The organism is Clostridium sp. (assembly GCF_017888565.1).
Classification (GTDB): Bacteria; Bacillota; Clostridia; order Clostridiales; family Clostridiaceae; genus Clostridium.
Map to the genome: position 1 here is coordinate 19,268 of NZ_JAGHFX010000101.1, position 24,779 is coordinate 44,046.

Annotated in this window: 22 protein-coding genes; 19 read left to right on the forward strand and 3 right to left on the reverse strand. The window is 27.7% G+C overall.

Going from position 1 to position 24,779, the window contains the following annotated elements; translation table 11 throughout:
• Nucleotides 1-283: 283 nt before the first annotated feature.
• The 4 genes from J7M87_RS19785 (at nt 284) to J7M87_RS19800 (ending at nt 4,475) form a co-directional block, all read left to right on the forward strand.
• Nucleotides 284-2,161, forward strand: coding sequence for an NAD(P)/FAD-dependent oxidoreductase (locus tag J7M87_RS19785; protein ID WP_291653889.1), 1,878 nt, complete (start codon nt 284-286; stop codon nt 2,159-2,161).
• Between the two features lie 128 nt (nt 2,162-2,289).
• A complete protein-coding gene (locus J7M87_RS19790) occupies nt 2,290-2,670 on the forward strand; it encodes a NusG domain II-containing protein (RefSeq protein WP_291653892.1) in 381 nt (126 codons plus the stop codon).
• A gap of 9 nt (nt 2,671-2,679) precedes the next feature.
• Nucleotides 2,680-3,192, forward strand: coding sequence for a Gx transporter family protein (locus J7M87_RS19795; protein ID WP_291653894.1), 513 nt, complete (start codon nt 2,680-2,682; stop codon nt 3,190-3,192).
• 317 nt (nt 3,193-3,509) lie between these two features.
• Nucleotides 3,510-4,475, forward strand: coding sequence for a polyprenyl synthetase family protein (locus J7M87_RS19800; RefSeq protein WP_291653896.1), 966 nt, complete (start codon nt 3,510-3,512; stop codon nt 4,473-4,475).
• A 7-nt stretch (nt 4,476-4,482) separates the two neighbouring features.
• Here the strand turns inward: J7M87_RS19800 and J7M87_RS19805 are convergent, their stop codons facing one another.
• On the reverse strand, nt 4,483-5,370 hold the full coding sequence (locus J7M87_RS19805) for a LysR family transcriptional regulator (RefSeq protein WP_291653898.1): 888 nt from the start codon (nt 5,368-5,370) through the stop codon (nt 4,483-4,485).
• A gap of 131 nt (nt 5,371-5,501) precedes the next feature.
• Between J7M87_RS19805 and J7M87_RS19810 the strand changes: the two genes are divergently transcribed.
• Nucleotides 5,502-6,614: an ABC transporter substrate-binding protein gene (locus tag J7M87_RS19810; RefSeq protein WP_291653900.1), complete on the forward strand. Its 1,113-nt coding sequence runs from the start codon at nt 5,502-5,504 to the stop codon at nt 6,612-6,614.
• On the opposite strand, the gene J7M87_RS19815 is transcribed toward J7M87_RS19810, so the two are convergent.
• Entirely contained in the window at nt 6,611-7,732 is a 1,122-nt protein-coding gene (locus J7M87_RS19815) for a glycosyltransferase family 1 protein (protein WP_291653902.1), read from the reverse strand. The genes J7M87_RS19810 and J7M87_RS19815 overlap by 4 nt on opposite strands.
• 153 nt (nt 7,733-7,885) lie before the next feature.
• Between J7M87_RS19815 and J7M87_RS19820 the strand changes: the two genes are divergently transcribed.
• From J7M87_RS19820 to J7M87_RS19830, 3 genes are read left to right on the forward strand one after another with little or no spacing between them, the layout of a single operon-like run.
• Nucleotides 7,886-8,878, forward strand: coding sequence for a CotS family spore coat protein (locus tag J7M87_RS19820; protein ID WP_291653904.1), 993 nt, complete (start codon nt 7,886-7,888; stop codon nt 8,876-8,878).
• Nucleotides 8,844-9,644, forward strand: coding sequence for a hypothetical protein (locus tag J7M87_RS19825; RefSeq protein ID WP_291653906.1), 801 nt, complete (start codon nt 8,844-8,846; stop codon nt 9,642-9,644). Before J7M87_RS19820 ends, J7M87_RS19825 begins: the two co-directional genes overlap by 35 nt.
• Before the next feature lie 16 nt (nt 9,645-9,660).
• Nucleotides 9,661-10,707 (forward strand): CotS family spore coat protein, encoded by a 1,047-nt coding sequence (locus J7M87_RS19830; RefSeq protein WP_291653907.1) that lies wholly within the window; start codon nt 9,661-9,663, stop codon nt 10,705-10,707.
• Between the two features lie 53 nt (nt 10,708-10,760).
• On the opposite strand, the gene J7M87_RS19835 is transcribed toward J7M87_RS19830, so the two are convergent.
• Nucleotides 10,761-11,879 carry a glycosyltransferase family 1 protein gene (locus tag J7M87_RS19835; RefSeq protein ID WP_291653908.1) on the reverse strand — a complete coding sequence of 373 codons (1,119 nt, stop codon included), beginning with the start codon at nt 11,877-11,879 and terminating at the stop codon, nt 10,761-10,763.
• A 105-nt stretch (nt 11,880-11,984) separates the two neighbouring features.
• Between J7M87_RS19835 and J7M87_RS19840 the strand changes: the two genes are divergently transcribed.
• From J7M87_RS19840 to J7M87_RS19890, 11 genes are all read left to right on the forward strand, one after another.
• A complete protein-coding gene (locus tag J7M87_RS19840) occupies nt 11,985-12,986 on the forward strand; it encodes a CotS family spore coat protein (protein ID WP_291653910.1) in 1,002 nt (333 codons plus the stop codon).
• An 84-nt stretch (nt 12,987-13,070) separates the two neighbouring features.
• Nucleotides 13,071-13,961, forward strand: a complete 891-nt coding sequence (gene yabG, locus J7M87_RS19845) for a sporulation peptidase YabG (protein WP_291653912.1) — start codon at nt 13,071-13,073, stop codon at nt 13,959-13,961.
• A 250-nt stretch (nt 13,962-14,211) separates the two neighbouring features.
• Nucleotides 14,212-14,448 carry a Veg family protein gene (locus J7M87_RS19850; RefSeq protein WP_291653914.1) on the forward strand — a complete coding sequence of 79 codons (237 nt, stop codon included), beginning with the start codon at nt 14,212-14,214 and terminating at the stop codon, nt 14,446-14,448.
• Nucleotides 14,449-14,822: 374 nt separating this feature from the next.
• Nucleotides 14,823-16,406 (forward strand): SPOCS domain-containing protein, encoded by a 1,584-nt coding sequence (locus J7M87_RS19855; RefSeq protein WP_291653916.1) that lies wholly within the window; start codon nt 14,823-14,825, stop codon nt 16,404-16,406.
• A 161-nt stretch (nt 16,407-16,567) separates the two neighbouring features.
• Complete coding sequence (locus J7M87_RS19860) at nt 16,568-17,404, forward strand: cyanophycinase (RefSeq protein WP_291653929.1); 837 nt, start codon at nt 16,568-16,570, stop codon at nt 17,402-17,404.
• Nucleotides 17,385-20,009: a cyanophycin synthetase gene (cphA, locus tag J7M87_RS19865; protein ID WP_291653918.1), complete on the forward strand. Its 2,625-nt coding sequence runs from the start codon at nt 17,385-17,387 to the stop codon at nt 20,007-20,009. The genes J7M87_RS19860 and cphA overlap by 20 nt, the downstream gene beginning before the upstream one ends.
• 119 nt (nt 20,010-20,128) lie before the next feature.
• Nucleotides 20,129-20,971, forward strand: coding sequence for a 4-(cytidine 5'-diphospho)-2-C-methyl-D-erythritol kinase (gene ispE, locus J7M87_RS19870; RefSeq protein WP_291653920.1), 843 nt, complete (start codon nt 20,129-20,131; stop codon nt 20,969-20,971).
• A gap of 58 nt (nt 20,972-21,029) precedes the next feature.
• On the forward strand, nt 21,030-21,692 hold the full coding sequence (gene spoIIR / locus J7M87_RS19875; RefSeq protein WP_291653922.1) for a stage II sporulation protein R: 663 nt from the start codon (nt 21,030-21,032) through the stop codon (nt 21,690-21,692).
• A 241-nt stretch (nt 21,693-21,933) separates the two neighbouring features.
• Nucleotides 21,934-22,350, forward strand: coding sequence for a DUF1934 domain-containing protein (locus J7M87_RS19880; protein WP_291653924.1), 417 nt, complete (start codon nt 21,934-21,936; stop codon nt 22,348-22,350).
• 126 nt (nt 22,351-22,476) lie between these two features.
• Nucleotides 22,477-22,779, forward strand: coding sequence for a hypothetical protein (locus J7M87_RS19885; RefSeq protein WP_291653926.1), 303 nt, complete (start codon nt 22,477-22,479; stop codon nt 22,777-22,779).
• A gap of 171 nt (nt 22,780-22,950) precedes the next feature.
• A complete protein-coding gene (locus J7M87_RS19890) occupies nt 22,951-24,552 on the forward strand; it encodes a CTP synthase (protein ID WP_291653927.1) in 1,602 nt (533 codons plus the stop codon).
• The last annotated feature ends 227 nt before the right edge of the window (nt 24,553-24,779 follow it).

The following is a 24,779-nucleotide window of genomic DNA, read 5'->3' on the forward strand; positions in this document are numbered from 1 at the left end:
ATGGTTTCAATTACTAGATAATTATACACAATAATATATGGTTTTGATATTCGATTTTCTTATGATGTATAAGTATAAGTAATAGTGTTAAAAAATATACAATTAAGTCAAAGTATTGTGTTTCAATGGATTAACCTAAAAAAGGGGTTGATTTGTGTGAGAAAAATTGTTAAAAAAACCACAAAAAAATAATTCGCACTATATGGACATATCATAAAATAGTGTATAGAATTAAATATGCTATTTTAGAATTATTTAAATGAAATGAAGGGATGGGTGCAACATGTCAAAAAATAAGATACTTGTTCTTGGTGCTGGATATGGTGGTGTGCGTACTGCTAAAAAACTAGCAAAGAAGTATAAAAAAAATAATGATGTGGAAATAACATTAATAGATAGAAATCCATATCATACTTTAATGACAGAATTACATGAAGTTGCAGGGGGAAGAGTTCACCCTGAATCAGTTCAAGTAGAATTATGTAAAATTTTTGGTAAATCAAAGGTTAATGTAGTTACAGACTTTATAGAAAAAGTTGATACAGATAATAAAATGGTAAAGACTACATACGGAGAATACTCATATGATTATTTAGTAATAGGTACGGGTAGTGAACCAGCATTCTTTGGAGTTCCAGGAGTAAAGGAAAATGGATTTACTTTATGGTCATTTGAAGATGCGTTAAAGATAAGAAAGCATATACAAGACATGTTTGCTAAAGCAAGTCTAGAAAGAAATGCTGCGAAGAGAAAAGAAATGCTTACATTTATAGTAGCTGGATCTGGATTTACTGGAATAGAAATGGCTGGAGAGCTTTTAGAGTGGAAGACTAGATTAGCAAGAGAATATAATGTTGATGAAAGTGAAGTAACTTTAAAAGTTGTTGAAGCTATGGGAACTATCTTAAATATGTTAGATAGAAAACAAGCTGATAAAGCAGAAAAATACATGGTTAAACATGGAATGGAAATATTAAAGAATTCTCCAATCGTTGAAGTTACTGAAAATAAGATAGTACTTAAGAGTGGTGAAAAAATAAATACAAGAACATTAATCTGGACTTGTGGAATACAAGCAAATCAAGATGCTAAGGAATATGGATTAGATACAGCAAGAGCAGGAAGATTACAAACAAATGAGTTCATGCAAGCTGTTGGTAAGAAAGACGTATTCGTAGTTGGAGATATGGCTTATTTTGAAGAAGAAGCTGGAAAAGGAACACCTCAAATAGTTGAAGCTGCAGTTCAAACAGCAGATACAGTTGTTAAAAATATAGTTGCCTCAATTGAAAATAAAGAAATGCAAAAGTTCCAAGGAAAATACCATGGATTTATGGTTTCAATTGGTGGTAGATATTGTGTTGCAAACTTAATGGGACTTAAGTTATCAGGATTCTTTGCTATGATAATGAAACATTTAGTTAACATACACTACTTATTTGATGTAAATGATGTTCATGCAATATATAGTTATTTACAACATGAATTCTTTACTATGGAAGATAGAAGATCAGTAATGAGAGGTCATTTATCATCTAAAGCAAACAGATTATGGCTTGTACCTTTAAGATTATATATAGGTTGTTTATGGTTAATTGAAGGTTTAAAGAAATTACTTGGTGAATCTACATGGGAAAAAATGTGGGATGCTGGTAGTATTAAAGGATTCTTCGATAATATAGCAATTGGTTCTGATAGTTGGACTAAAGCTGGAAATATAAATATGCCATTTACATGGTTACAAGATGCTACATCTGGTGCTTCAGCTTCTACAGGAGAAGTTGCAACAGAATGGGCTACACCAATACTTAGCGAAGTTCCAGGTTGGTATGCTTCAATAATGCAAATAATGATGCCTAGTGCAGAAGTTGCTGTATGGTTCCAAAGAATTGTTGTATTAATGGAAATAGGAATGGGATTATGTTTAATAGCAGGATTATTTACGTTCATATTTAGTGCTGTTTCAGCAGGTATGGTAATAAACTTTATTTTATGTGCTATGGCTGGTTGGGATATTTTATGGTACTTCTTTGGTTCAATTGCATTAATGGGTGGTGCAGGTAGAACATTTGGATTAGATTATTATATAATGCCATGGATTACGAGATTGGCGGATAATTTCTGGCATGGTAAGAAAAAACCAATGTATAAAAATGTATAGAAATAAGTAGAGTAAAGTATCATAATACTAAAATAATATTATAAGGTAGGGTTTTATACTCTACCTTATAACATATAAAACCTTATTACAAATTCATCCAATTATATTATAATGGAGATGATTAGTTTATGTTTAAAAAGTTAGATTTTGTTATAATAGCAGTGTTAATGGTATTATCCTTTCTTCCAGAAATTATTTTAGGAGCTTCAATAGGAAAAGGATATAACAATACATATGCCGAAATAACAGTTGCAGGAAAAATATATAAGACTATACCTTTATCTGAACATAAGGGAGAAGAGACTATTGAAGTAAGGACTAAAGATGGATTTAACCTTATAAAGATAAAGGATAATAAAATAGGTATAATTGATGCTGATTGTCCTGATAAGGTTTGTATGAAGCCTGAATATATAGATAAGCCGGGGCAAAGCTTAGTATGTCTTCCACATAGAGTTATGATAGAGATTAAAGGGAAGATAGATGATGATATTATACTATCACATTAAGGAGGAGCTATGAAAAAGACTAATAAAATTGTATATATAGGATTATTAGTAGCTCAAGCCTTAGTTTTACATATTATTGAGCGAATGATCCCAGTACCTTTTGTAACACCAGGTGCTAAGTTAGGTTTAGCCAACTTAATTACTGTTATTGCTTTATATACTTTAGATAATAGAAAAGATGCTTTTTTAGTATTATTTTTAAGACTTGCATTAAGTACTATGTTTGGAGGAAATTTATCATCATTTATGTATAGTGCGGCTGGAGGAATTTTAAGCTTTGGTGCAATGACTATTGTAAAAGATTTATTTAAGGATAAAGTTAGTATTATAGGTGTAAGCTCTGCAGGAGCAATATTTCATAATGTAGGTCAATTAATAATTGCATCACTAATAGTAAAAAATATAGGCGTTATGTTATATTTACCAATTTTATCAACAGTAGGAATAGTCACAGGGATTTTTATTGGAATAGCTGCAAATTATATTGTAGCACATTTAAGGAAATTACCAATGTTTAGGTAATAGTAAATAGAATTATATAGGTTAAACTGAATAATATATTCTTAATTTTAGGATATAAATAATAAAAACATATAGAAATTATAATTAAGATTTTTATTTAATAAAATTTATCATAAATTAATAGTATTTAAGTAAAGTTAGTATTTATAAACTTATATAAAGATTAGCTAGTATATGATTTGAATTTAATATTTTACTTAAGTAAGTTAATTAATTATTAATATTATTATTTATTATGTAGATAATTGATTGAACTAGACTAATAGGTAAAAATACTAAGTCTATGATTTAGACTATCACTAAGAAGGTGGATTGTAATGGACAATATTTGGAATAATTATCCTGAGATAAAACAAGAACTTGTTGGTGTATTGGATTTAATGAAAAAGAATGTTAAATGCAAGGACAAGAAAATCGAAAACTCCATAATAGAATTAATAGAATCAGGTGGTAAATTATTAAGACCTGCTTTTGTTTTAATAGGATCAAAATTTGGAAGCGCTGATACAGAAAAATCTATTCCAACTGCAGCTGTGATTGAAATGCTACATATGGCAACGTTAGTGCATGATGATGTAATAGACGACTCAAAGCTTAGAAGAGGTCAAGAAACTATCCAGTCCAAGTATGGAAAGGATTATGCTGTATACATAGGGGATTATCTTTTCTGTGTATGTTTTAAAATTTTAGCGACAAGTGCTTCATTACAAGCTATAAAAGTAGATTCAAGAGCAATGTCAAGAATTTGCATGGGTGAAGTGAATCAACTAAACTCTAAATTTTCTATGAAACTATCAGTAAAAGATTATTTAAATAGAATTTCAGGAAAAACTGCGGAATTGTTTTCAATTTCATTATATTTAGGAGCAGCAGAATGTAATGCAGATGATAAGGTTAGTAAGGAACTTGGAAAAATAGGACATAACTTAGGTATGGCTTTTCAGATAATAGATGATATTTTAGACTATGAGGGAAATGATAATAGTATTAAAAAATCTGCAGCAAATGACTTGAAGCAAGGAATATATACTATCCCATTAATTTATGCATATAGAAATAACAAATCAGCATTTGATGATGTTCTTGGAAAAGACTTTTATACGGAAGATGAAGTAAGTAATATAGTAAATTTAGTAAAAGAAAATGATGGAATAAAAATGGCTAAAGAATTAGCTGAAAAATATATGAAAAAGTGTTTTAAAGGAATTGATAAGCTTCCTAATAATGAATACAAAAATATATTAAAGGAAATAGCCGAGTGGTTATTACTTAGAACATATTAAAGGGTTACTAAATTAAGTAACCCTTTAATATGTTTTTTAGTGATTTTATGAATTCTGTATTTATTTTATAAAATGAATTCAAATAATTTATGTATATTGGAAGAGAAAGAGAAAAATCTTCAATTTCTATTTTTTTTATGTTAGTTGTTGAACAATAATTATTATATATGCTCATTGGAATAAAAGTGACAGCTTTACTGGATAAGACTCCATTTAATGCTGAGAAATATGAATTAGTGCTGTATAGTATGTTGAAATTATCCAAATCTTTTTCCTCACAATTTAAAGCATTGCATAATGATTTTTTTAGGCAAGTTTTATCAGAGGTAAATATTATAGGTAAATCAAATAGCTGCTCCTTTTTTATTGAGTTAATTGGAAAATTAATATCAGATATCAAAACGATTTCATCAGATCCTATCTCCTTTGTGATAATTCCTTCATGAGACTCAGGTTTTTTGTAACATATATATATATCACATATATTATTTAGCAAGTTTGTGTTCGTACAGCATTCTATAGTATTAAGATTTATTGTATATGAATTATATAATTTTTTTAATTTTGATACAATAACAGGTAAGATGGTTAAGCTAATTGATTCTACAGCTTCAATTGATATGTACTTTTTTTTATTGATAGAGTTCAAAAGTTCCTCTTGCATTTTATTATAAGCACTAAGTATAGATTCACAATACTTAAATAAAATTTCTCCTTCAGGAGTTAGGCTAACGCCTTTATTACTTCTATTTAATAACTTCACATTTAGCTTGTTTTCTAATTTTAATATTTGTTGACTTAGTGCAGATTGTGATATATGCGCATTTTTTGCTACAGTTGAAATACTTTTTGAGTTAGCAACTTGAAAAAAATAATTTAAACTATCTATATGCATAACAATCTCCTATCTAATATTTTATATATTTAATTATTATAGTATAATACTCATTAAAAAGCAAAGTTATTTAACTTTATTAAATTTAGACTTATTAAGTATTATTAATTATATATTAGGATGTGATTTAGATGAAAATTAGAAGGAAATTGTTGATATATCTTATAATAATTATATTTACTGTATTACTAGTAAATACACTAGTAATTAACACAAATGACCATACAATAAAAGGTGATATAAACATATGGGTTGAAGATAAATATTATTCATATTTTACTTCTATTGCAAAAGAGTTTGAGGAAAATAATAAAAGGGTTAGCATCAAAGTTGTGAGTGTTAAGCAAGAAGAATACTTATATAAAATATTAAATACTTCTCAAGATGAATTACCTAATATAGTTCATTTGGATTTTAATGAGTTAAATATTATTAAAAATAGAATAAATTTCACTAATGAAAATAAGGAAATAATTGAGACATATAATAAAAACTTTAATAATAGCAGACTAGAAGAAGTGAAGATAAAGGATAACTATTATGCAGTTCCATTTACATCTAATCCAATAGCATTATATTTAAGAAGTGATATTTTAAAAAAATTTGGATATAAGATAGAGGATGTTAATAGCTGGGAAAACTTAATCGAAATTGGTAAAGATATTTATACTAAGAGTAATGGAGAAATAAATATATTTTCTAGAAAAGATAAAAAAAATATAGAGCTTTTATTAGCTGCACAATTAGTTGATTATAAAGAGACAAGTTACGAGATTAATAAAATTAATGAAATTATAAATTCAATATATAATGAATCTTTCATAGATGATAATAATTATCTTTGTAGAATTTCATCTATAGATTTTTATAAGGAATTAATCGATGAAAATATAGCAGGAGTATGGGAATGTAAAAATCCACCAAGTTTTAATATAGGAGAAAATAAATTTTATGATATAGGTGGTGAAAACTTAGTAGCTTTAAATATTGAAAATAATAAGGAAGCTATAAAGAGTTTTATTTCATATGCGTCAACTAATAAAGAGTTATTATCAAAGGAAATGTTAGAGTGTAATTTTGTACCTAGTTCCTTATATTCTTTAAGAACAAGGAATATAAAGAAAGAAGGAACTAAAGTAGAAGGGAATAGCCCTTTCCTAATATTAAGCAATATAGTGGAAAAGGCTCCAGAGATAAAAAATTATAATAAATTTAGAGAAATAATATATACCCTATATAATTAGAGCTTAGAGATTTCTTTATAAGCCTCTAATGTTTTAATTGCAGTTTGTCTCCAAGAAAATTGGAGACTTCTTTCATATCCTTTTTTTGATAGTTCCTCTTTCAAATTATTATTGTTTAGTAAACTTAATAGTGAATCTTCAAGCTCTGTTTTACTAGAAGGATCTATTAACATGCATGAATCACCAGTAACTTCAGGAATTGATGTTGTATTAGATGTTATAACTGGGGTCATACAGCTCATAGCTTCTAAAGGAGGTAGACCGAATCCCTCATAAAAAGACGGATAAACAAAGGCTTCTGCTCCATTATATAGAGTTGGAAGAAGAGCATCATCGATAAATCCTGTAAATAATATATTTTCGTTAGATGGCAATGACTTTGCAAGATCAACAAGCTTCTTTCCTTCATCTTTAAGTGAACCAGCTAAAAGCAATATGTGAGGCTCCTTTAAATCTTTAGATATTTTATCAAAAGCTAAAATAAGTTCTCTAGCATTTTTACGTAAACTGAATCCACCTATGTATAGTATATAGGGTTTGTTGAAGTTAAATTTTTCTTTAATATAGCTTTTACAATAATCTTTATCAAGTGGTTTGAAATTTGAGTTTGCTGCTAAAGGAGTAACGAATACCTTTTCTTCAGGAATATGATTAAAAAATTTTAAAATATCTCTTTTAGAATATTCTGAGACTGTAATAATTCCTTTAGAGTTATCAATTATAGATGGCATATTTTTTAAAAATCTTTCTAAATATCCTCTCCCAGTAGTTTCAGGTAAAATATATGGAATTAAGTCATGTATAGTAACTACACAGTTATTTTTATAATTTTCACAAAGTCCAATTCCATTTTGAGGAATGTGGTGAAGATCTATGTTATTATTTTTAATAAAGTTTGGAAAATAATAATTTTCGTAAAATCCACTATGTTTTCTTGATGTAAAAATTATTTGGCTATTTTCTCTTTTATAACTTCCATAATTTTTTCCAGTCCAAAATAATGAATACTCATTTTCTTTATCTATATTAAGCAATTCTCTAACAAGATTTTCAGTATAAGTACCAATTCCACTACCATTGTATAAGGTAATTCCTCTAGCATCTATAGATATTTTCATACTAATCCTCCTAAATTATCTTATATATTTATAGATATTATTTATTTTTTTATATATAACAGGATATTATTAATAATTTAATTCTGTGATAGTAAACACAATAAAATATAGACTTTCATATAATGGCATTGAGTAATTATTAAGGAGAATTCTATGGATATTTTATATATAAAAAAAGAAGTTGAATCTAACTACCCATTAAAAATAAGAAGTATAGAAAAAGTTAAAAATAGCTATAAAATTAAAACGGATGATGAGGAGTATGGTATTAAAGTAATTAAATATCAATTTCCTCATTTTTATTTTATTTTTTCAGCAATAAATCATTTAAAACAACGTGGATTTAATAAGATACCTGAAATAATAAATACTAAGGAAAATTTGGGTTATATAAAGCTTGGAAGTAGTTATGCATATCTAAATAAATGGGTTGATTGTAGAAACTGCAACTATAGAAATTTAGAAGAATTGAAGTTAGCAGCAGAGAAGCTAGGTGAACTACATAAATGTAGTGAAGGATTTACAACAAGCAATAATATGAAGCCGAGGATAGGCTGGTTTTCTTGGATAAAGGTATTTGAAACAAGATGTGATGAAATATTAGATTTTAAGAAAAGAATTTATCAAAAAGCCTATAAATCTGAATTTGATGAAGTATATTTAAGCGCTATAGATGAAGAATTAGAAAGAGGCAAAAAAGCTATAGAAGAATTAAAAGTGAATAGATATATTGAAATTATGGAGAAAGAGGTGCTTAAGCGTGGTTTTTGTCATCATGATTATGCAAATCATAATGTATTAATAGATAGGAATGGTGAATTAAATATTATAGATTTTGACTACTGCTTATTAGATACTCATATACATGACTTGGCATCATTGTTGATTAGGTGTATGAAGGATAGAAATTGGAGTAATGATAAAGCTCAGCTTGTATTAAATAGTTATTCAAAAACACATTCGTTATATGAAGAAGAATTAAAGCTTATAAAAGGATTCATTAGATTTCCGCAAGGGTTTTGGCAGATAGGATTACAATATTATTGGGAACAACAGCCTTGGGGAGAAGAGTTTTTATTAAATAAGATAAATAAATATTTAAGAGATAGAAATGAAAGAGAAAAGTTTGTTGATAACTTTATTTGATAGAGGTGATGAGATGCAAAGGTTAGAGCTAAAATCATATTTAGAAGCAAGAGAGATTTATATATTAAGTGGAAAGACAAATAGAGCAAAAGAACCAAAACTAGAAAATGTATTTAATCAAATTGAAAATATAGTTTTATTTCATAATAGAATGGGTAATTATAAGGAAAACTTATTACCTAGGATTGGGGCATCAATAGGTAAAGAAATTGATAATTATAACTCTCAAGTAGTTTTAGTAGGTAAATATATAAAAGAAATTGAAAACAAAAGTAACTTAAATTCAATTGATTTCTATTTAATAAGGAATGGAGAAATGTTACTAAACAAGGGAAGAAAAGCATTAAATTATATATATTCCAACAATTACAGAAAGTTAATTTATAGGAGTATGAAAAACTATGAAGTTTGTTTAAGTAGGATTGATGAAAATAATTTAGTTGTTGATGAAAATAATAAAATATTTATTGGGACAATAAAATATTTAACATACAATCTTAAAGAACATGATATATATTCTTATATAAAGAAAATAAAGAGGAAGGATATAGAATTTAGCATAGAAGAAGCAATAGATTACTATATTCAAATTGCTAATTTGGAAAGTGATAGCAAGCAATATTTAAGAGCTTTATGCTCATATCCAAATGAAGAGTTTAAAGTGTTAGAAAGATATATTCGAAAAAAGATAGATACAAATGAAGATGAAGTTTTAAAAATGCTATATAAAGCTAAAAAGATGGATAGTAGGTGCTTAATAATTTAGTGGGGGATTTTCAAATATGAATAAATTTAGATATGTAGACAGAGATATATTATGCCAATATGATTTGAATGAGGAATTTTTTAGAAAGTTAGCTTTAGAAATTGAAGATATAATACCTCTAAGAAAAGTATTTGTTTTACTAACAAATGAAGGTAAAAAAATATTAAAGATTACTGACTCAAGTGAGGAAAGAATAAGATTTATAAGCGAAGCTTTAAATTATATATCAAAGGAATACGATAGAGTGCTTAGTTATTATGAAAGTAAGGATGGAGAAATAGTTTATAGCTTTGGTTCTAACACTTATGTCTTATTAAACATGATAGAGGGGAGAGAGGCAACATTTACTAACCCTGTTGAAGTTGAGATATGTACTAAAAGCATAGCCAATATGCATAAAGCATCAAAAGGAATATTTAATAAATTGAGTACAGAAATAATTAAAGGTAATTTAGGTGAATATTTACCTTATCAATTTAGTAAGGCAAAAGAAGATTTAATTAATATTAAGGAGTATGCTTTAAGGTTTAGGCATAAAAGTGAATTTGATAAAATATTTTTGGAAAATGTTGATAGTAATATTAATCAAATACAGAAATCTATAGAACTTTTGGCTATGTGTGAATATAACTCAATGTTAGAGGATTTTAATAAAAGGGTTTTATGTCATAATGATTTAGCACATCATAATTTTATCATTGATGGAGATGAGGTTAAAATAATAGACTTTGATTATTGTAAGATAGATACTAGAGCAGTAGATATAGCAAATTACTCAATAAAAGTAATAAAAAATAGTTGCTATGACATAAATAAGTTTAAATTAATTTTAGATTCATATAATTCCGTAGAAAAATTAAGTAAACAAGAAGTTAAGCTTATATATGCAATTATAAGTTTTCCGAGAGATTTTATAACAATATCAAGAGATTATTATTATAAACAAAAGAAATGGGATTACGAAGTGTTCTTAAATAGATTAAAAGATAAAATTGGTAATGAAGGTCATAGACAAGATTTTATAGAAAATTTTATAACGGAAATGAGCGAATATTTTTATTAATCATTAAAAGGACATCATATTTTTGAATGTGATGTCCTTTTAATTTTAATATATTAAGATTTAATAATTTTTTCATATGCTTTAAGTGTTGATTTAGCAGTTATATTCCATGAATACTTAGAACTGTTTATTAGTCCTTGCTTAATCATACTTGCTTTAAGAGAGTCATCATATAAAACTTTTTCTATCCCAGATTTTAGAGAATCTATATCATAAGGGTTAATTAGCAAAGCCGAGTCATAACATATCTCTGGAAGAGAAGTCACGTTAGATGTTATAACTGGAGTGCCACAAGCCATTGCCTCTAATGGAGGTAAACCAAATCCTTCATAAAATGAAGGATAAGCTAATAATTCAGATGCATTATAAAAAATGGGTAATTTTTCAAGAGGAATAAAATCGGTAAAAATAACATCATCCTCGATATTAAGATCTATAGTTTTCTTTTTATATATGTCATATGAAATTCCTTTCTTACCTGTTATAACTAGCTTAAGATTTTTGTTTGAATCCCTAGAAAGAAGAGAAAAGGCTTCAATTAGGCCTACTATATTTTTTCTAGGACTAAAACCACCTACATAAAGAATAAAATTATCTTTTATATTATATTCTTCTTCAATAATTTTTTTGCATTGACACTTATTCAAGGGTCTATATATATCCTCAGCAGCAAGATGTGTAACAAAAATTTTATCCTCTGGAAAATTAAACTCTTTTGATATATCTTGCTTTGAAAATTCAGAAACTGTTAATATACCATCACATTCATTTATAATTTTAGGAAGTTCGTTATTAAATATATATAAATAACGATCACTAACTGTTTCTGGCATTCTCAATGGGATTATATCATGCAAAGTAATAGTTTTGTGACAATTTATGCTTTGAGAAAGACCAACACCATTTTGAGGGACATGGTAGATATCTATATTAGTATCATTTAAAATGTTAGGAACTCTAACTTCATCCCAAAAATTAGAATCCGAAGTGGCCTTTACTGATTCAACTTTGAAATTGTCACTTAAATCTAGAGCTGAATTTTCAGGTAGAAAAACTAAGTAGTCATTAAGTTTATCAACTTTATTTATACTATTTATAAGTTGATAAGTATATGTGCCAATTCCCGTCCCTCTATACCATTTTGCAGCTCTGCCATCTATGCCTATCTTCATGATTTAATCCTTTCACATTGTTTTTAATTTATTATATTAAATATAGGAATAAAATGTTAATAAAAGAATACATATAGTCATATAAATATAATGGGGGTGAGCGTTATGATGAGAGAATTTGAAATAGAAAGACAGTTTGACGTAAAAATTGAGGTATTAAAAGCAAATAAAGGAGTATATTATTTAAAGACTAATAAGGGTGAAAGGTGTTTAAAGAAGATTAATTATGGTCCTCAAAAGCTATTATTTGTTTATGGCGCTAAGGAGCATTTAATAAATAATGGCTTTAAGAATGTTGATAGATATTTTTTAAACATAGATGGGGAACCATATGCCCTAGTTAATGAAGATCTTTATACGCTATCTGAATGGATAGAGGGTAGAGAGTGTGATTTTCATAACATAGACGAGGTGAAATTAGCAGCAAAAACTCTTGCGAGCTTACATGAGGCATCAAAGGGATATGATCCTCCAGAAAATTCTAAGCTAAAGAGTGACTTGGGTAGATGGACTCACCTTATGAATAAAAGAATAAAGTCCTTTGATAAAATGAGAGATATGGTAAGAAAGAAGAATAATAAAAATAATTTTGATTTACTATATTTAAAATCAATGGAATTCTATAAAGAGATAGGTAAAAAAGCTTTAAAAACATTAGAGGAATCAGAATATATGCAGTTATGTGAAATAGCAGAAAATGAAAAAAGTTTTTGCCATCATGACTTCACATATCATAATATAATTTTGGATGAAAGCAATAATTGTAATGTAATTGATTTTGATTACTGTAAAAGAGAAGTAAGAACTTTTGATATGTCTAATTTTATGATAAAAGTTTTAAAAAGAGTTGATTGGGATATAAATTTTGCAAATGCAATTATAGAATCATATAATGAGGTTTCACCACTTTTAGATAGTGAATATAAGGTACTGTATGCTTACTTACAATTCCCACAAAGGTATTGGAGACTAGCTAATAGGTACTATTATAATGAAGTGAACTGGGGACAAAATACTTTTGGAAATAAAATTGAATCTATAATAAATGAACAAGAAGCTATGCTTAAGTTTTTAAAAGAATTTAAAAATGAGTATAAGCTAGATTAAAAAAGTGCCTTGAGCACTTTTTTTATGTACAAATAAAGAAAATTCGACATAGGATAATATAAATTAATAAACTAAGAGGGTAAAATGGAGATAGGTGATTTAGTAGTTAGGAAATCATATGATAAAGATATAACATTCAAAATAATAGATATTAAAGAAGATGAGTATGGAAATCCTGTGTATGTATTAAAAGGTATTAGTATAAGAATTATAGCTGATTCAAAAAAAGAAGATCTAGAAGAAGTGGATGGACAATATGTGGGGGCAAGAGAAAAGATATTAAATACTAGAGTGGATGAAGCCATAAAAAAAGCTGTATCAATGAGGGGAGATACAGAAGCTATTAGTATGATTAATAGTTTAACCAGGGGGAGTAAGTCCTCTAAAGTACAACAAAATAAAGAGTTGATTTTTGGGAGACCAGGGAAGATACTACACATAGATGGTGATAGTGAGTATCTTGAAATGTGTCTTAAAGTTTATAAGCAGTTATCTTTAGAGGCTATAGGTAAAGCAATTCCTGAAAGAAAGCAACCAGAGCTAATAGTTGATTTAGTTAAAGAAATTAAACCAGATATAGTTGTTCTAACTGGGCATGATAGTGTTTTACGAGCAACAGATGATTATTTAAATTTAGATAATTATAGAAATTCAAGATATTATATAGAGTCTGTAAAAGCTTTAAGAAATTATAATTCTAGCTATGATGAATTAGTAATTTTTGCAGGGGCATGTCAAAGTTGTTATGAATGTATGTTAGATGCTGGAGCTAATTTTGCAAGCTCACCTAATAGAGTACTAATTCATTGCCTAGATCCTGTATTTGTGTGCGAAAAAATAGCATATACAAGAATTGATAAGGTTGCATCTATAACAGATGTTATAGATAATACTATTACAGGAACAAAAGGAATTGGAGGATTACAAACAAGGGGAAAATATAGAGAAGGATATCCAAGATCACCGTATATTTAAATATTTTTTATTAAAAATCTACTGAAGATGCAGTAGGTTTTTGTTTTTATAATAAAATATGATTGATTTATTAAATATACAAATAAAATGTATAAAAAGACAAAAGATAGATATACTAATAAATGTATAAAAGAGCATCAAAAAGGTAAAAGTTTACATTGACAACTTTTATCAAAGGTGATAAAATATAAATTTTATTTGACAAAAAGTGGGGTTGGGTGTATAATATATTTAGAAAGAAGGTGTTTATGTGGAAAAAGTAAAGACTATCGCCGCTATAAAGAGAGATATAGAAGACCATATAGGAGATAAAGTAACTCTGAAAGCAAACGGTGGGAGGAAAAAGATCCTAGTAAACAACGGAGTAATAGAAAGTGCTCATCCAAGCATTTTTGTAGTAAGACTAGAAAATGATATTCAAAGGACAGTAACATACAGCTATTCAGATGTATTAACTAAGACAGTACAATTAGATTTTGCTTTATAGAGAATAGAGCTTCAAAAAGGAAGCTCTATATTTTTTTGTGTAAAAATAAAAAAAAGAAAGATGGTGGGTTTCCATCTTTCAACTATGGTATAAAAGGGTATTGAGAATTTATGAGAGGTTATATGGTCAATAACCTCTTTTATAATACGACATATTTTATTATATGTCAACATATTATTTAAAAAAATAGAAAAAAAACTCGTAACGTTATTATAATTCGACATTTATTTAGTTAAACAATCCTATAATGTAAATAAGAGTAATTAAAATGTTGAAATTTGATTTTTTTATTTTAGAAACATTTTAAATAAGTATGAATAAATATATATAGTCATAAATATATATATTACTAGGTATTGTATGGGAGGGATTATATGTCACAAATAGATGTAATAAAAGAAGTCGTTCGTTATGAACAATTACTTAGAGAAAATTCAACTAATCATGTACTAAAGGGAGAATATCTAATAAGAGATTCACAATATCCTGATATGAAAGAAGTATTGGGAGTAGATGCAAAAGCTACTATAACTAATAAGGAAATTCTTGGAGACAAGATTATGGTAGAAGGTCAATTAAATTATATAGTATTCTATTTACCAAAGGATGAAACTATAACAGATTCACCATCAAATAAAATGCATTCAGTTGTTTTTACTGATAAATTCGCCAACTATCTTGATCTTAATAGTGATGAACATAATATATTATGCGATGTTGAAGGTGAGATAGAACATATTGAAGCTGATTGGATGAATGAAAGAAAGGTAGGAATTGATGGTATACTAACTCTAAAATGGGAAGTATATAAGAATGGCGAATTTGAATACGTAAAAGATATAGAAGGTAAAGAAGATATACAAATTAGAAAAAAAGATGAAATGCTTAACGGTGTAAAAGGAGAAAAAGAAGTTGATTTAATAGGAAAATCTATGCTTAAGGTAACTATGGATAAACCTGAAATTGAAGAAGTGTTAAAGTGTGCAATGAATGTTCATAAAAAGGAAATTAAGATTGTAGAAGATAAAGTATATGTTGGTTGCTACTGCAGAATTGAGGTATTATATAAAGGTAAGGAAAATAAAGAACTTATAACTTTACAAGATGATGTTTATCTATCAAAAGAAGAAGAGATACCTGGAATATCAAGTGATATGATTAGCTCATTAAATTTAAATATTAAAGATCAACAATGTGCAATTAATTTGGATGATTTAGGTGAAAATAGAGTAGTAGATATAGAGTTCTTAGTTAAAGGAAGAGTTAAAGTTTATTCAAAAGATAAGATTGAAATGTTAAAAGATGCATACTGCCCAACTATGAATATTGATCTTGAAAAAGACAATAAAGAGTTTGGAGCTATACATTCAATAACAAACATAGAAGCTATGGCCAAAGATAACATAGAACTAAAAAATGAAGAAGAGAGATTAGAGCAAATAATATGTGTAACTGGTCATCCTATTGTTACAGATAAAATTGTTGAAGATGACAAAGTTAAAGTTGAGGGAGTAGTTAAGGTATCGGTTATTTATAAACTTGTAGGTGAAGAATTAAATTATGGTATGATAACAGGAGAAGTTCCGTTTATTACTGCTGCAGATATAAAAGATACTAAAAAAGGAATGAATGCATTGACTAAAGTATCTCTAGAAACTTTAGATGCTAATATAGAAGGGAATTCAATTTCTATAAGAGCTAATGTTGGACTTACTATAAAGGTTTGTTATAAAGTAAATAAAGAATGTGTAATAGATGTCATTGAAGGGCCAGCTGAAATTAAAGAAAAGAAAGCATCAATAACTATATATGTTGTTGGTGAAGATGATACTTTATGGGATTTAGCAAAAAAATATAATACAACTATGGATGAATTAAGCAAATTGAATGAATTAGATGGAAATGAAAACATAAAACCAGGGGATAAATTAATAATACCAGGAAGAGCAATATTTTAATTTATAATAATAATTAAAATATCTAATAATGATTATAGAATAGATTTTTATTTATTCTATAATCATTATTTTTTTCAGTAAAGCTGGTAATTATATCTTAAGTGAATAATATTATGATGGGGTGGATAAAATAAGGAATGCATAAGATAAGAGGTGAAGAAATGTCAGAAAAAATTAAAGGTGACTTAATAATAATTGGAGGAGCAGAAGATAAAGAAGGCGATAAGGAAATATTAAAAAAAGTCTGTAGCTCCATAGATAAAGAAAAAGATAATATTTTAATTGCCACAATAGCAACAGAATATCCAAAAGAAGCATTGGAAAAGTATACCAAAGTATTTAAGCAATTAGGGGTTAATAATATAAAAGGATTGAATATAAAAGAGAGGGCTGATTCTATAGAGGAAATAAATATAAAATTAGTAGAAGAAGCAGCACTTATATTCTTTACAGGTGGCGATCAATTACGTATAACAAGCTTAATAGGGGGCACACCTATTTATGATTCGCTAAAAGAGGCAAGTTCTAGAGGATGTATAATAGTTGGAACATCTGCAGGTGCTTCTGTTATGAGCGATACTATGGTAGTTAAAGGGGAAGATGATGAGTCTCCGAGAAAATGTACTTTAAAAATGGCACCTGGACTTGGTTTTGTAAAAGGGATAATGATAGATCAACATTTTGCACAAAGAGGAAGAATAGGAAGGTTATTAACAGGTATAGCTCAAAATCCAGAGGTTTTAGGGATTGGAATAGATGAGGATACAGCTATAGTGGTAAAAGATAGTGGGATAGCACAAGTTGTAGGGACAGGAGCTGTATATTTCTTAGATGCTAGAAATATAACGCATAGCAATGTATCTGAGCAATATTATGATGATGTATTAAGTATGTTTAATGTAAGTTTACATGTATTAAAAGAAGGAGATAGATTTAATCTCCTAACTAAGTTACCTTTTGAGGAGGATAATAGTAAAGATGAAAATAATAGACACTAAAGTCTTTAAAGGGAAAAATATATATTCTCATAAAAAATGTATTAGAATAGATGTGGATTTAGAAGGTTATTGTGAAACACCAAGTAAAGATATAGAAGATTTTAATGATAATCTTATTAATATGATTCCGGAGTTAAATACACATAGATGTGGAATTGATGAAGAAAGAGGATTTGTAAAAAGGTTAAGAGAAGGAACATACTTAGCCCATATATGCGAGCATATAACTATAGCAATACAAAATAAATTAGGACTTGATGTACATTATGGAAAATCAAGAGAAGTGAAGGATGATCATTATTATATAATTTATCAATATATATATGAAAATGTAGCTCTAGAAAGTTTTAGACTTGCAATGGATATAATAAATGCATTGATAAATAAAATGCCTATAAATTATGAGGATAGGATACACCTATTGGAATCTATTTTAAAAGATGAAACTATGGGGCCTAGCACAAAAGCCATATGTGATTATGCTAATAAAGTAGGGTTACCAGTTATCAGTCTTGGAAATGGAAATTTTCATCAAATAGGATATGGAAAACAAGGAAGAATGATTGAAGCTTCAATAGGAAATAATACAAATTGTGTTTCTGTTGATATGTCTTGCGATAAGTTGTTGACAAAAGAATTATTAAGTATTCAAAAGATTCCGGTTGCGAAAGGGAGTAATGTAAAAAATATAATAGGCCTATTAAGATCGGCAGAAGAAATAGGTTATCCAGTTGTATTAAAACCACAATATGGAAACCAAGGAAAGGGAGTAATTCTAAATATTAAAAATGAAAAAGAATTACTAGAGGCTTATAAAAATATTAAAGATAAATTTAAAGATTTAATTATAGAAAAATATTATAAGGGAAATGATTTTAGAGTTTGTGTAGTTAACTATAAAGTTGTAGCTGTATCTCGTAGAATGCCACCTTATATAGAGGGAAACGGAATTGATACGGTTTTAGAGCTAATAAATAAATTGAATGAAAATCCTAAAAGAGGAGATGACCATGAAAAGTCTTTAACTAAAATAAAAGTTGATGAAGAAGTTATTAAATGTATAAATGAGCAAGGTAAAGGGTTAAATGATATATTAATTTCTGGGGAAAGTATATATTTAAGAAAAAATGCTAATTTATCAACTGGTGGAGAGGCTATAGATTGTACAGATGAAATATGTGAAGAAAATATAAATCTATGTATAAGAACTGCTAAAACTTTAAATTTAGATATATGTGGAATAGATATATGTACAGAAGATATATCAAAACCTATATATAATAGTGGGATAATAATGGAAGTAAATGCAGCTCCAGGACTTAGGATGCATTTGAATCCAAGTAAAGGTATTCCGAGAGATATAGGTAAAGAAATAGTTAATATGTTATATGATGATAAGCCTTCTAATATACCAGTTATTTCAATAACAGGTACTAACGGGAAAACAACGACAACAAGAGTAATAAGTCATACTTTAAGCAAAATGGGATATTGCGTAGGTATGACTAATACTAGTGGTATATATATTGATGATGAATGTATTGATAGTGGAGATGATACAGGATTTGAAAGTGCTAGAGCCGTTTTGTTAAATAATGATGTAGATATAGCTGTTTTGGAAACGGCAAGAGGTGGGATGATTAAAAAAGGATTAGCTTATGATTTAGCTGATGTAGCTGTAATAACTAATATAACAGAAGATCATTTAGGTATTGATGGAGTAAATAACATGGAAGAATTATGCTATGTTAAATCATTAGTTGGAGAAGCTGTTAAAGAAGATGGATATGTTGTACTAAATGCTGATGATTATTGGAGTAAATCTATATTAAATAGAATAAAAGCTAATATAATATTCTTTAGTAAGGACGCTAATAATCCACTTCTAAAACAAAGTAAAATAAGTGATATATCTGTTTATTTGGAAAATGATAATATAGTGGTTTCAAATAAAGGAAAGAAATATGTGGTGTGTGGTATAAAGGAAGTTCCAATAACTTTAGATGGAAAATTAACTTTTAATATTGAAAATACATTAGCAATATGTGGAGCACTAGTAGGAATGGGAATAGATTATTCCATGATAAAAAATGGAATTACAACATATCTATTAAATTCACATAAAAATTCAGGTAGATTTAATTGTTATGATATAAATGGTATAAATGTTATATTAGATTATGGACATAACATAGATGGATATAATTCAGTTCTTTCAGCGGTTAAAGAAATCAATACTGGGATGTTGTATGGAGTAATAGGTATTCCAGGGGATAGAAGTAATAATACTGCAAAAGAAATAGGAAAAGTATCATCTAAATATCTAGACTATATCATAGTTAAAGAAGATAAAGAGTTAAGAGGAAGAAAACAAGGGGAAATGGCCCAATTAATAGTTGATGGTATGATGAAGAGTAGTGATAGAAAGAAATATGAGGTTATATTAAGGGAAGAAGATGCATTTGAAAAAGCACTTAATATGGCTAATAGTGGGGATACAGTAATTGTATTTTTTGAAGATATGAAACCGTTGATGGATATTATAAACAAATTTACAAGTTACAAGGAAGAAAAAGATATATATAATATTGAAGCTTCAAATTAGAGTTTAAGTATTCCTAGTTTACTATATTGCTAAAAAAATATATAATTAAAATAAACTTCAGAGTTATCTCTGAAGTTTATTTTAAAATATTTATATTATAGTTGAAAGGAAACAAAAGTATGAGAATGAAAGCTTATGCTAAGGTAAATATATCTTTAGATATAGTAGGAAAACGAGAAGATGGGTATCATTTATTAGAAATGATTATGCAATCTATAGACTTGTATGATGAAATAGTTATAGAAAAGCAAAAAAAGGAAATAACTATAAAATGTAATAAACCATATGTCCCAACGGATGAAAGAAACTTAGCTTATAAGGCTGCTCAATTATTTATTGAAAAATATAATATAGATAGTGGAGTGAATATAAATATAAAAAAGAATATACCGGTATGTGCAGGGCTTGCAGGTGGAAGTACTGATGCAGCAACTGTTTTGAAGATAATGAATTCTATATTTGACATTAATGCATCTGATGAGGAACTAATGGTACTTGGGCTGAAATTAGGCGCAGACGTGCCTTACTGTATAAAAGGTGGAACTGCTTTGTGTAAGGGTATAGGTGAAGAAGTTACAATGTTAAAGAAATTTAAAGATAAGATTGTAGTTTTAGTTAAGCCGCCATTTGGTGTATCTACCAATAGTGTATATCAAGAATTTAATATAGAAAAGGCTAGAAATCATCCTAATACGAACTTAATAATAGATGCTATTAACAATGATAATCTAAAAATGGTTTGTGATAATATGAAAAATTTACTTGAAAATGTTACTTTGAGAAAACATAAAGTTCTTATAAATATTAAAGAGGAGATGAGGTATAATGGAGCAATGGGGACTATGATGAGTGGTAGTGGACCTACTGTTTTTGCATTTTTTGATGATATGCTTAAAGCTCAAAGATGCTTCGAAAAAATGAAAGAAAAGTACTCTGATGTATTTATTACAAGAACAATTTAATTTATAAGTATAAACCTCCGAAATGTGGCAATAATTTAGCTATAAGGGGGTTTTAAATATGAGAAAAAGAATTTTAATTATTTGTTTAATATTTATTATATTTAGTATGGTAGGATGTTCTAGCTCTATTATTGGACAAGATATTGAAGAAAGTAATGAATTGATTTATGAAGATATTGTAAATGAGATCATAAGATTTCATGTTATAGCTAATAGTGATAGTGAAGAGGATCAAAACTTAAAATTAAAGGTAAGGGATAAAGTTATAGAGTATGTTTCAGATAAATTAAAGGATTGTAAAAATTTAAGTGAAGCAAGAGAAGTTATAGTTAATAATAAATCTACAATAGAATCAATTGCAAAAGATACTGTTATTGAAAATGGATATTCATACGAGGTAACAAGTATGCTCTCAAGGGAAAATTTTCCGGATAAGGTCTATGGTGACTTGATTTTTCCTCAAGGAGAGTATGAGGCTTATAGAATTTTAATAGGTGAAGCAAAAGGACAAAATTGGTGGTGCGTAATGTTTCCTCCTTTGTGTTTTGTAGATGGAACAAAGGATGCAGTAGATTCTAATGAAATTGAAAAAAAGTTATCTGAAGAAAAAGCTAAAGATGAAGAGAATACAAAGTCTAAAACTGAAAATAACAATAAAAAAGCAGATATTAAATTTAAATCTAAAATATTTGAATTTCTATTTAAAGATAAGGAGAAATAATCTATAAAAGTTAAAATATAAATCTTGATAATTTATTATAATGAATTTAAACTATACTTTATAAATAAGCTATAATATAATAAAAATCAAATATGAAGCTAAATATAGTACTAAATCAAAATGTTTTATTAAATTTGAAGGCTTACATATGATTTAGACAAGCTGATTTTAGTTTTTAGAATGTTAAAGATGAAGAATTCTAAAAGTATTTAGAGAATATAAAGTTAAATGGAGGGATTAGATGAAAAAGAAAGCGGTTATATCGTTAAGGAGTTTTAATGATTTAGATAAAGATGATGTTATAGAAGTTGTTACTCCAGGAGAATTTTTTGTAACAGAAGATGGATTTAAAGCTGTATATGAAGAAACAGAAATATCAGGAATGAATGGAACAACAACTACGCTAACTATGCTTAATGATGTTTTGGTACTTGAAAGAGAAGGTAGTACTAGTGCAAAAATGGATTTTAAGAAAGGTGAGACTTCTATATCATTATATAACACTCCATATGGAGTGTTAGATTTACAAATACATACAGAATATTTAGAAGTAGATATAGATGAAAATGGTGGAGACATAGTAGCTAAATATTCAATGGAGCTTGCTGGACAACCTCCAATAACAACCAAATTAGCAGTAAATGTTAAGACGAATTAATTTCATATCATTAATCTTAGTAAACAAAGGTATATTTAAGCTTTTTTACTAAGATTTTTATTTTTAAGATAGGAATGAATATATACTATAATTAATGGAAATAATATAGAAAATAGAGGTGATATTGTGAATTGTGCAAATAACTTAGACAAAACAACTATAGTTATAAATGTTTTATGTGCACACTTAGGAATCGACGCAAGGGAAATTAATGAAAAGTTAAAAAAGAAAGAAAATAAATATATATTTCTTTTATTATTAAAGAATTATAAATGTCTTGATAAGAAGAAAGTAAAAGAAATGCTTGAAATTATTAGTGATAAGAGTATTAATTATAATATTAATAAGGCTCAAGAAAAATTGTTAATAAATAAAGAGTTTAGAAAAATGTATTTTAAAATTGAAGAGGGATTAAATAAAATAATATAAATAAAAATAAAAAAAGTAGTAGAATTTTTTATTTTTCTATGATATCATACTATTTATTGAATTTAGGCATTATGAACCCATCATAAATAGTGAGGTAATTATGATTATATCAAGTAGGGGACTTAGTGTCAAGAAAATAAATTAAAAAATTTTATTTTTTTGGAGGAAAGTATGAAAACTAAGTACGTATTTGTAACAGGAGGAGTAGTATCCTCTTTAGGAAAAGGGATAACAGCAGCATCGTTAGGTAGACTATTGAAAAATAGAGGACTTAAGGTTTCTATACAAAAATTCGATCCATATTTGAATGTTGATCCAGGAACGATGAGTCCATATCAGCATGGAGAAGTGTTTGTAACTGATGATGGAGCAGAGACAGATTTAGACTTAGGGCATTATGAAAGGTTTATAGATGAAAATTTAAGCCAAAATAATAATGTTACAACAGGTAGAATATATTGGTCTGTAATATCTAAAGAAAGAAGAGGGGAATATTTAGGTGGTACAGTTCAAGTAATACCACATATTACAAATGCCATAAAAGATAGAGTTTATAGAGTAGCTAAGGAAAAAGAAGTAGATGTAGTAATTACAGAAATAGGTGGAACAGTTGGAGATATAGAATCTCAGCCATTTCTTGAAGCAATAAGACAAATTAAATATGAGGTTGGTAGAGAAAATGTATGCTTTATACATGTAACTTTAGTTCCTTACTTAGGAAAAGCTGGAGAATTAAAAACAAAGCCAACTCAACATTCAGTTAAAGAGCTAAGGAGTATAGGGATACAACCAGACATCATTGTTTGTAGATCTCAAAAGGAATTATCGGAAGATATAAAATCTAAAATAGGATTGTTCTGTAATTTAGAAGCCAAATGTGTTATACAAAACTTGGATGCAGAACACTTGTATGAAGTTCCACTTATGTTACATAAAGAAGGACTAGATAGATTAGTTTGTGAAAAGTTAGAATTAGGTTGTAGAGATATAGATAATACTGAATGGATTGAAATGGTACAAAAAGTAAAGAATTTAAATGATAATGTAAAGATAGCTTTAGTAGGAAAATATGTAGAGTTACATGATGCTTATATTTCAATAGTGGAGGCTTTAAATCATGGCGGATTAGCTAACGATTGTAATGTAGAAATTAAATGGATTAATGCAGAAGATGTTAATAAAGACAATAGCAATGAGATTTTAGGTGATTGTAATGGTATTTTAGTTCCAGGAGGTTTCGGAGATAGAGGAATTGAAGGGAAGATAGAAGCAATAAAATTTGCGAGAGAAAATAAGATACCTTTCCTTGGTATATGTTTAGGAATGCAATGTTCAGTAATTGAATTTGCTAGGAATGTATTAGGATATGAAGGAGCAAATAGTGCTGAAATTGATTCTGAGACTAAATACCCTGTAATTGATATAATGCCTGATCAAAAAGATATAGAAGATTTAGGTGGAACTATGAGATTAGGTTTATATCCATGTAAGCTAAATAAGGATAGTAGAGCTTATGAAGTTTATAATGATGAATTAATATATGAAAGACATAGACATAGATATGAATTTAATAATGAATTTAGAAAAGCTATAGAGGAAGCAGGGATGGATATCACTGGAACTAGCCCAGATGGAAGGCTAGTAGAAATTGTTGAAGTTAAAAATCATCCATGGTATGTTTCAGTACAATTCCATCCAGAATTAAAATCAAGACCAAATAGACCACATCCACTATTTATTGGATTAATTAATGCTGCATTAATTAGAAAGTAATTAATAAAGGTGTGTTATCAAAAATCTATTTAATATAGAATTTAATTTATTAAATTTCAAGTAAACTTTATGTTCCTAAAAAGTTAATATTTTATCTTTCTAAAGGGGGTCGCGTTTTGGTCTGACCCCTAAAAAGTAGACATTGTTAAAAGGGATATATCATTGTGAATTACAAAAATGGCTTCGATATTTAATTGGAGCCATATTTTTTAACCTTTTTTGAAATC

Excerpts from the sequence above, each read along its gene's own strand:
- J7M87_RS19785 (WP_291653889.1), top strand. The coding sequence starts at position 284 with ATGTCAAAAAATAAGATACTTGTTCTTGGTGCTGGATATGGTGGTGTG.
- J7M87_RS19790 (WP_291653892.1), top strand. The coding sequence starts at position 2,290 with ATGTTTAAAAAGTTAGATTTTGTTATAATAGCAGTGTTAATGGTATTA.
- J7M87_RS19795 (WP_291653894.1), top strand. The coding sequence starts at position 2,680 with ATGAAAAAGACTAATAAAATTGTATATATAGGATTATTAGTAGCTCAA.
- J7M87_RS19800 (WP_291653896.1), top strand. The coding sequence starts at position 3,510 with ATGGACAATATTTGGAATAATTATCCTGAGATAAAACAAGAACTTGTT.
- J7M87_RS19805 (WP_291653898.1), bottom strand. The coding sequence starts at position 5,370 with ATGCATATAGATAGTTTAAATTATTTTTTTCAAGTTGCTAACTCAAAA.
- J7M87_RS19810 (WP_291653900.1), top strand. The coding sequence starts at position 5,502 with ATGAAAATTAGAAGGAAATTGTTGATATATCTTATAATAATTATATTT.
- J7M87_RS19815 (WP_291653902.1), bottom strand. The coding sequence starts at position 7,732 with ATGAAAATATCTATAGATGCTAGAGGAATTACCTTATACAATGGTAGT.
- J7M87_RS19820 (WP_291653904.1), top strand. The coding sequence starts at position 7,886 with ATGGATATTTTATATATAAAAAAAGAAGTTGAATCTAACTACCCATTA.
- J7M87_RS19825 (WP_291653906.1), top strand. The coding sequence starts at position 8,844 with ATGAAAGAGAAAAGTTTGTTGATAACTTTATTTGATAGAGGTGATGAG.
- J7M87_RS19830 (WP_291653907.1), top strand. The coding sequence starts at position 9,661 with ATGAATAAATTTAGATATGTAGACAGAGATATATTATGCCAATATGAT.
- J7M87_RS19835 (WP_291653908.1), bottom strand. The coding sequence starts at position 11,879 with ATGAAGATAGGCATAGATGGCAGAGCTGCAAAATGGTATAGAGGGACG.
- J7M87_RS19840 (WP_291653910.1), top strand. The coding sequence starts at position 11,985 with ATGATGAGAGAATTTGAAATAGAAAGACAGTTTGACGTAAAAATTGAG.
- yabG (WP_291653912.1), top strand. The coding sequence starts at position 13,071 with ATGGAGATAGGTGATTTAGTAGTTAGGAAATCATATGATAAAGATATA.
- J7M87_RS19855 (WP_291653916.1), top strand. The coding sequence starts at position 14,823 with ATGTCACAAATAGATGTAATAAAAGAAGTCGTTCGTTATGAACAATTA.
- J7M87_RS19860 (WP_291653929.1), top strand. The coding sequence starts at position 16,568 with ATGTCAGAAAAAATTAAAGGTGACTTAATAATAATTGGAGGAGCAGAA.
- cphA (WP_291653918.1), top strand. The coding sequence starts at position 17,385 with ATGAAAATAATAGACACTAAAGTCTTTAAAGGGAAAAATATATATTCT.
- ispE (WP_291653920.1), top strand. The coding sequence starts at position 20,129 with ATGAGAATGAAAGCTTATGCTAAGGTAAATATATCTTTAGATATAGTA.
- spoIIR (WP_291653922.1), top strand. The coding sequence starts at position 21,030 with ATGAGAAAAAGAATTTTAATTATTTGTTTAATATTTATTATATTTAGT.
- J7M87_RS19880 (WP_291653924.1), top strand. The coding sequence starts at position 21,934 with ATGAAAAAGAAAGCGGTTATATCGTTAAGGAGTTTTAATGATTTAGAT.
- J7M87_RS19890 (WP_291653927.1), top strand. The coding sequence starts at position 22,951 with ATGAAAACTAAGTACGTATTTGTAACAGGAGGAGTAGTATCCTCTTTA.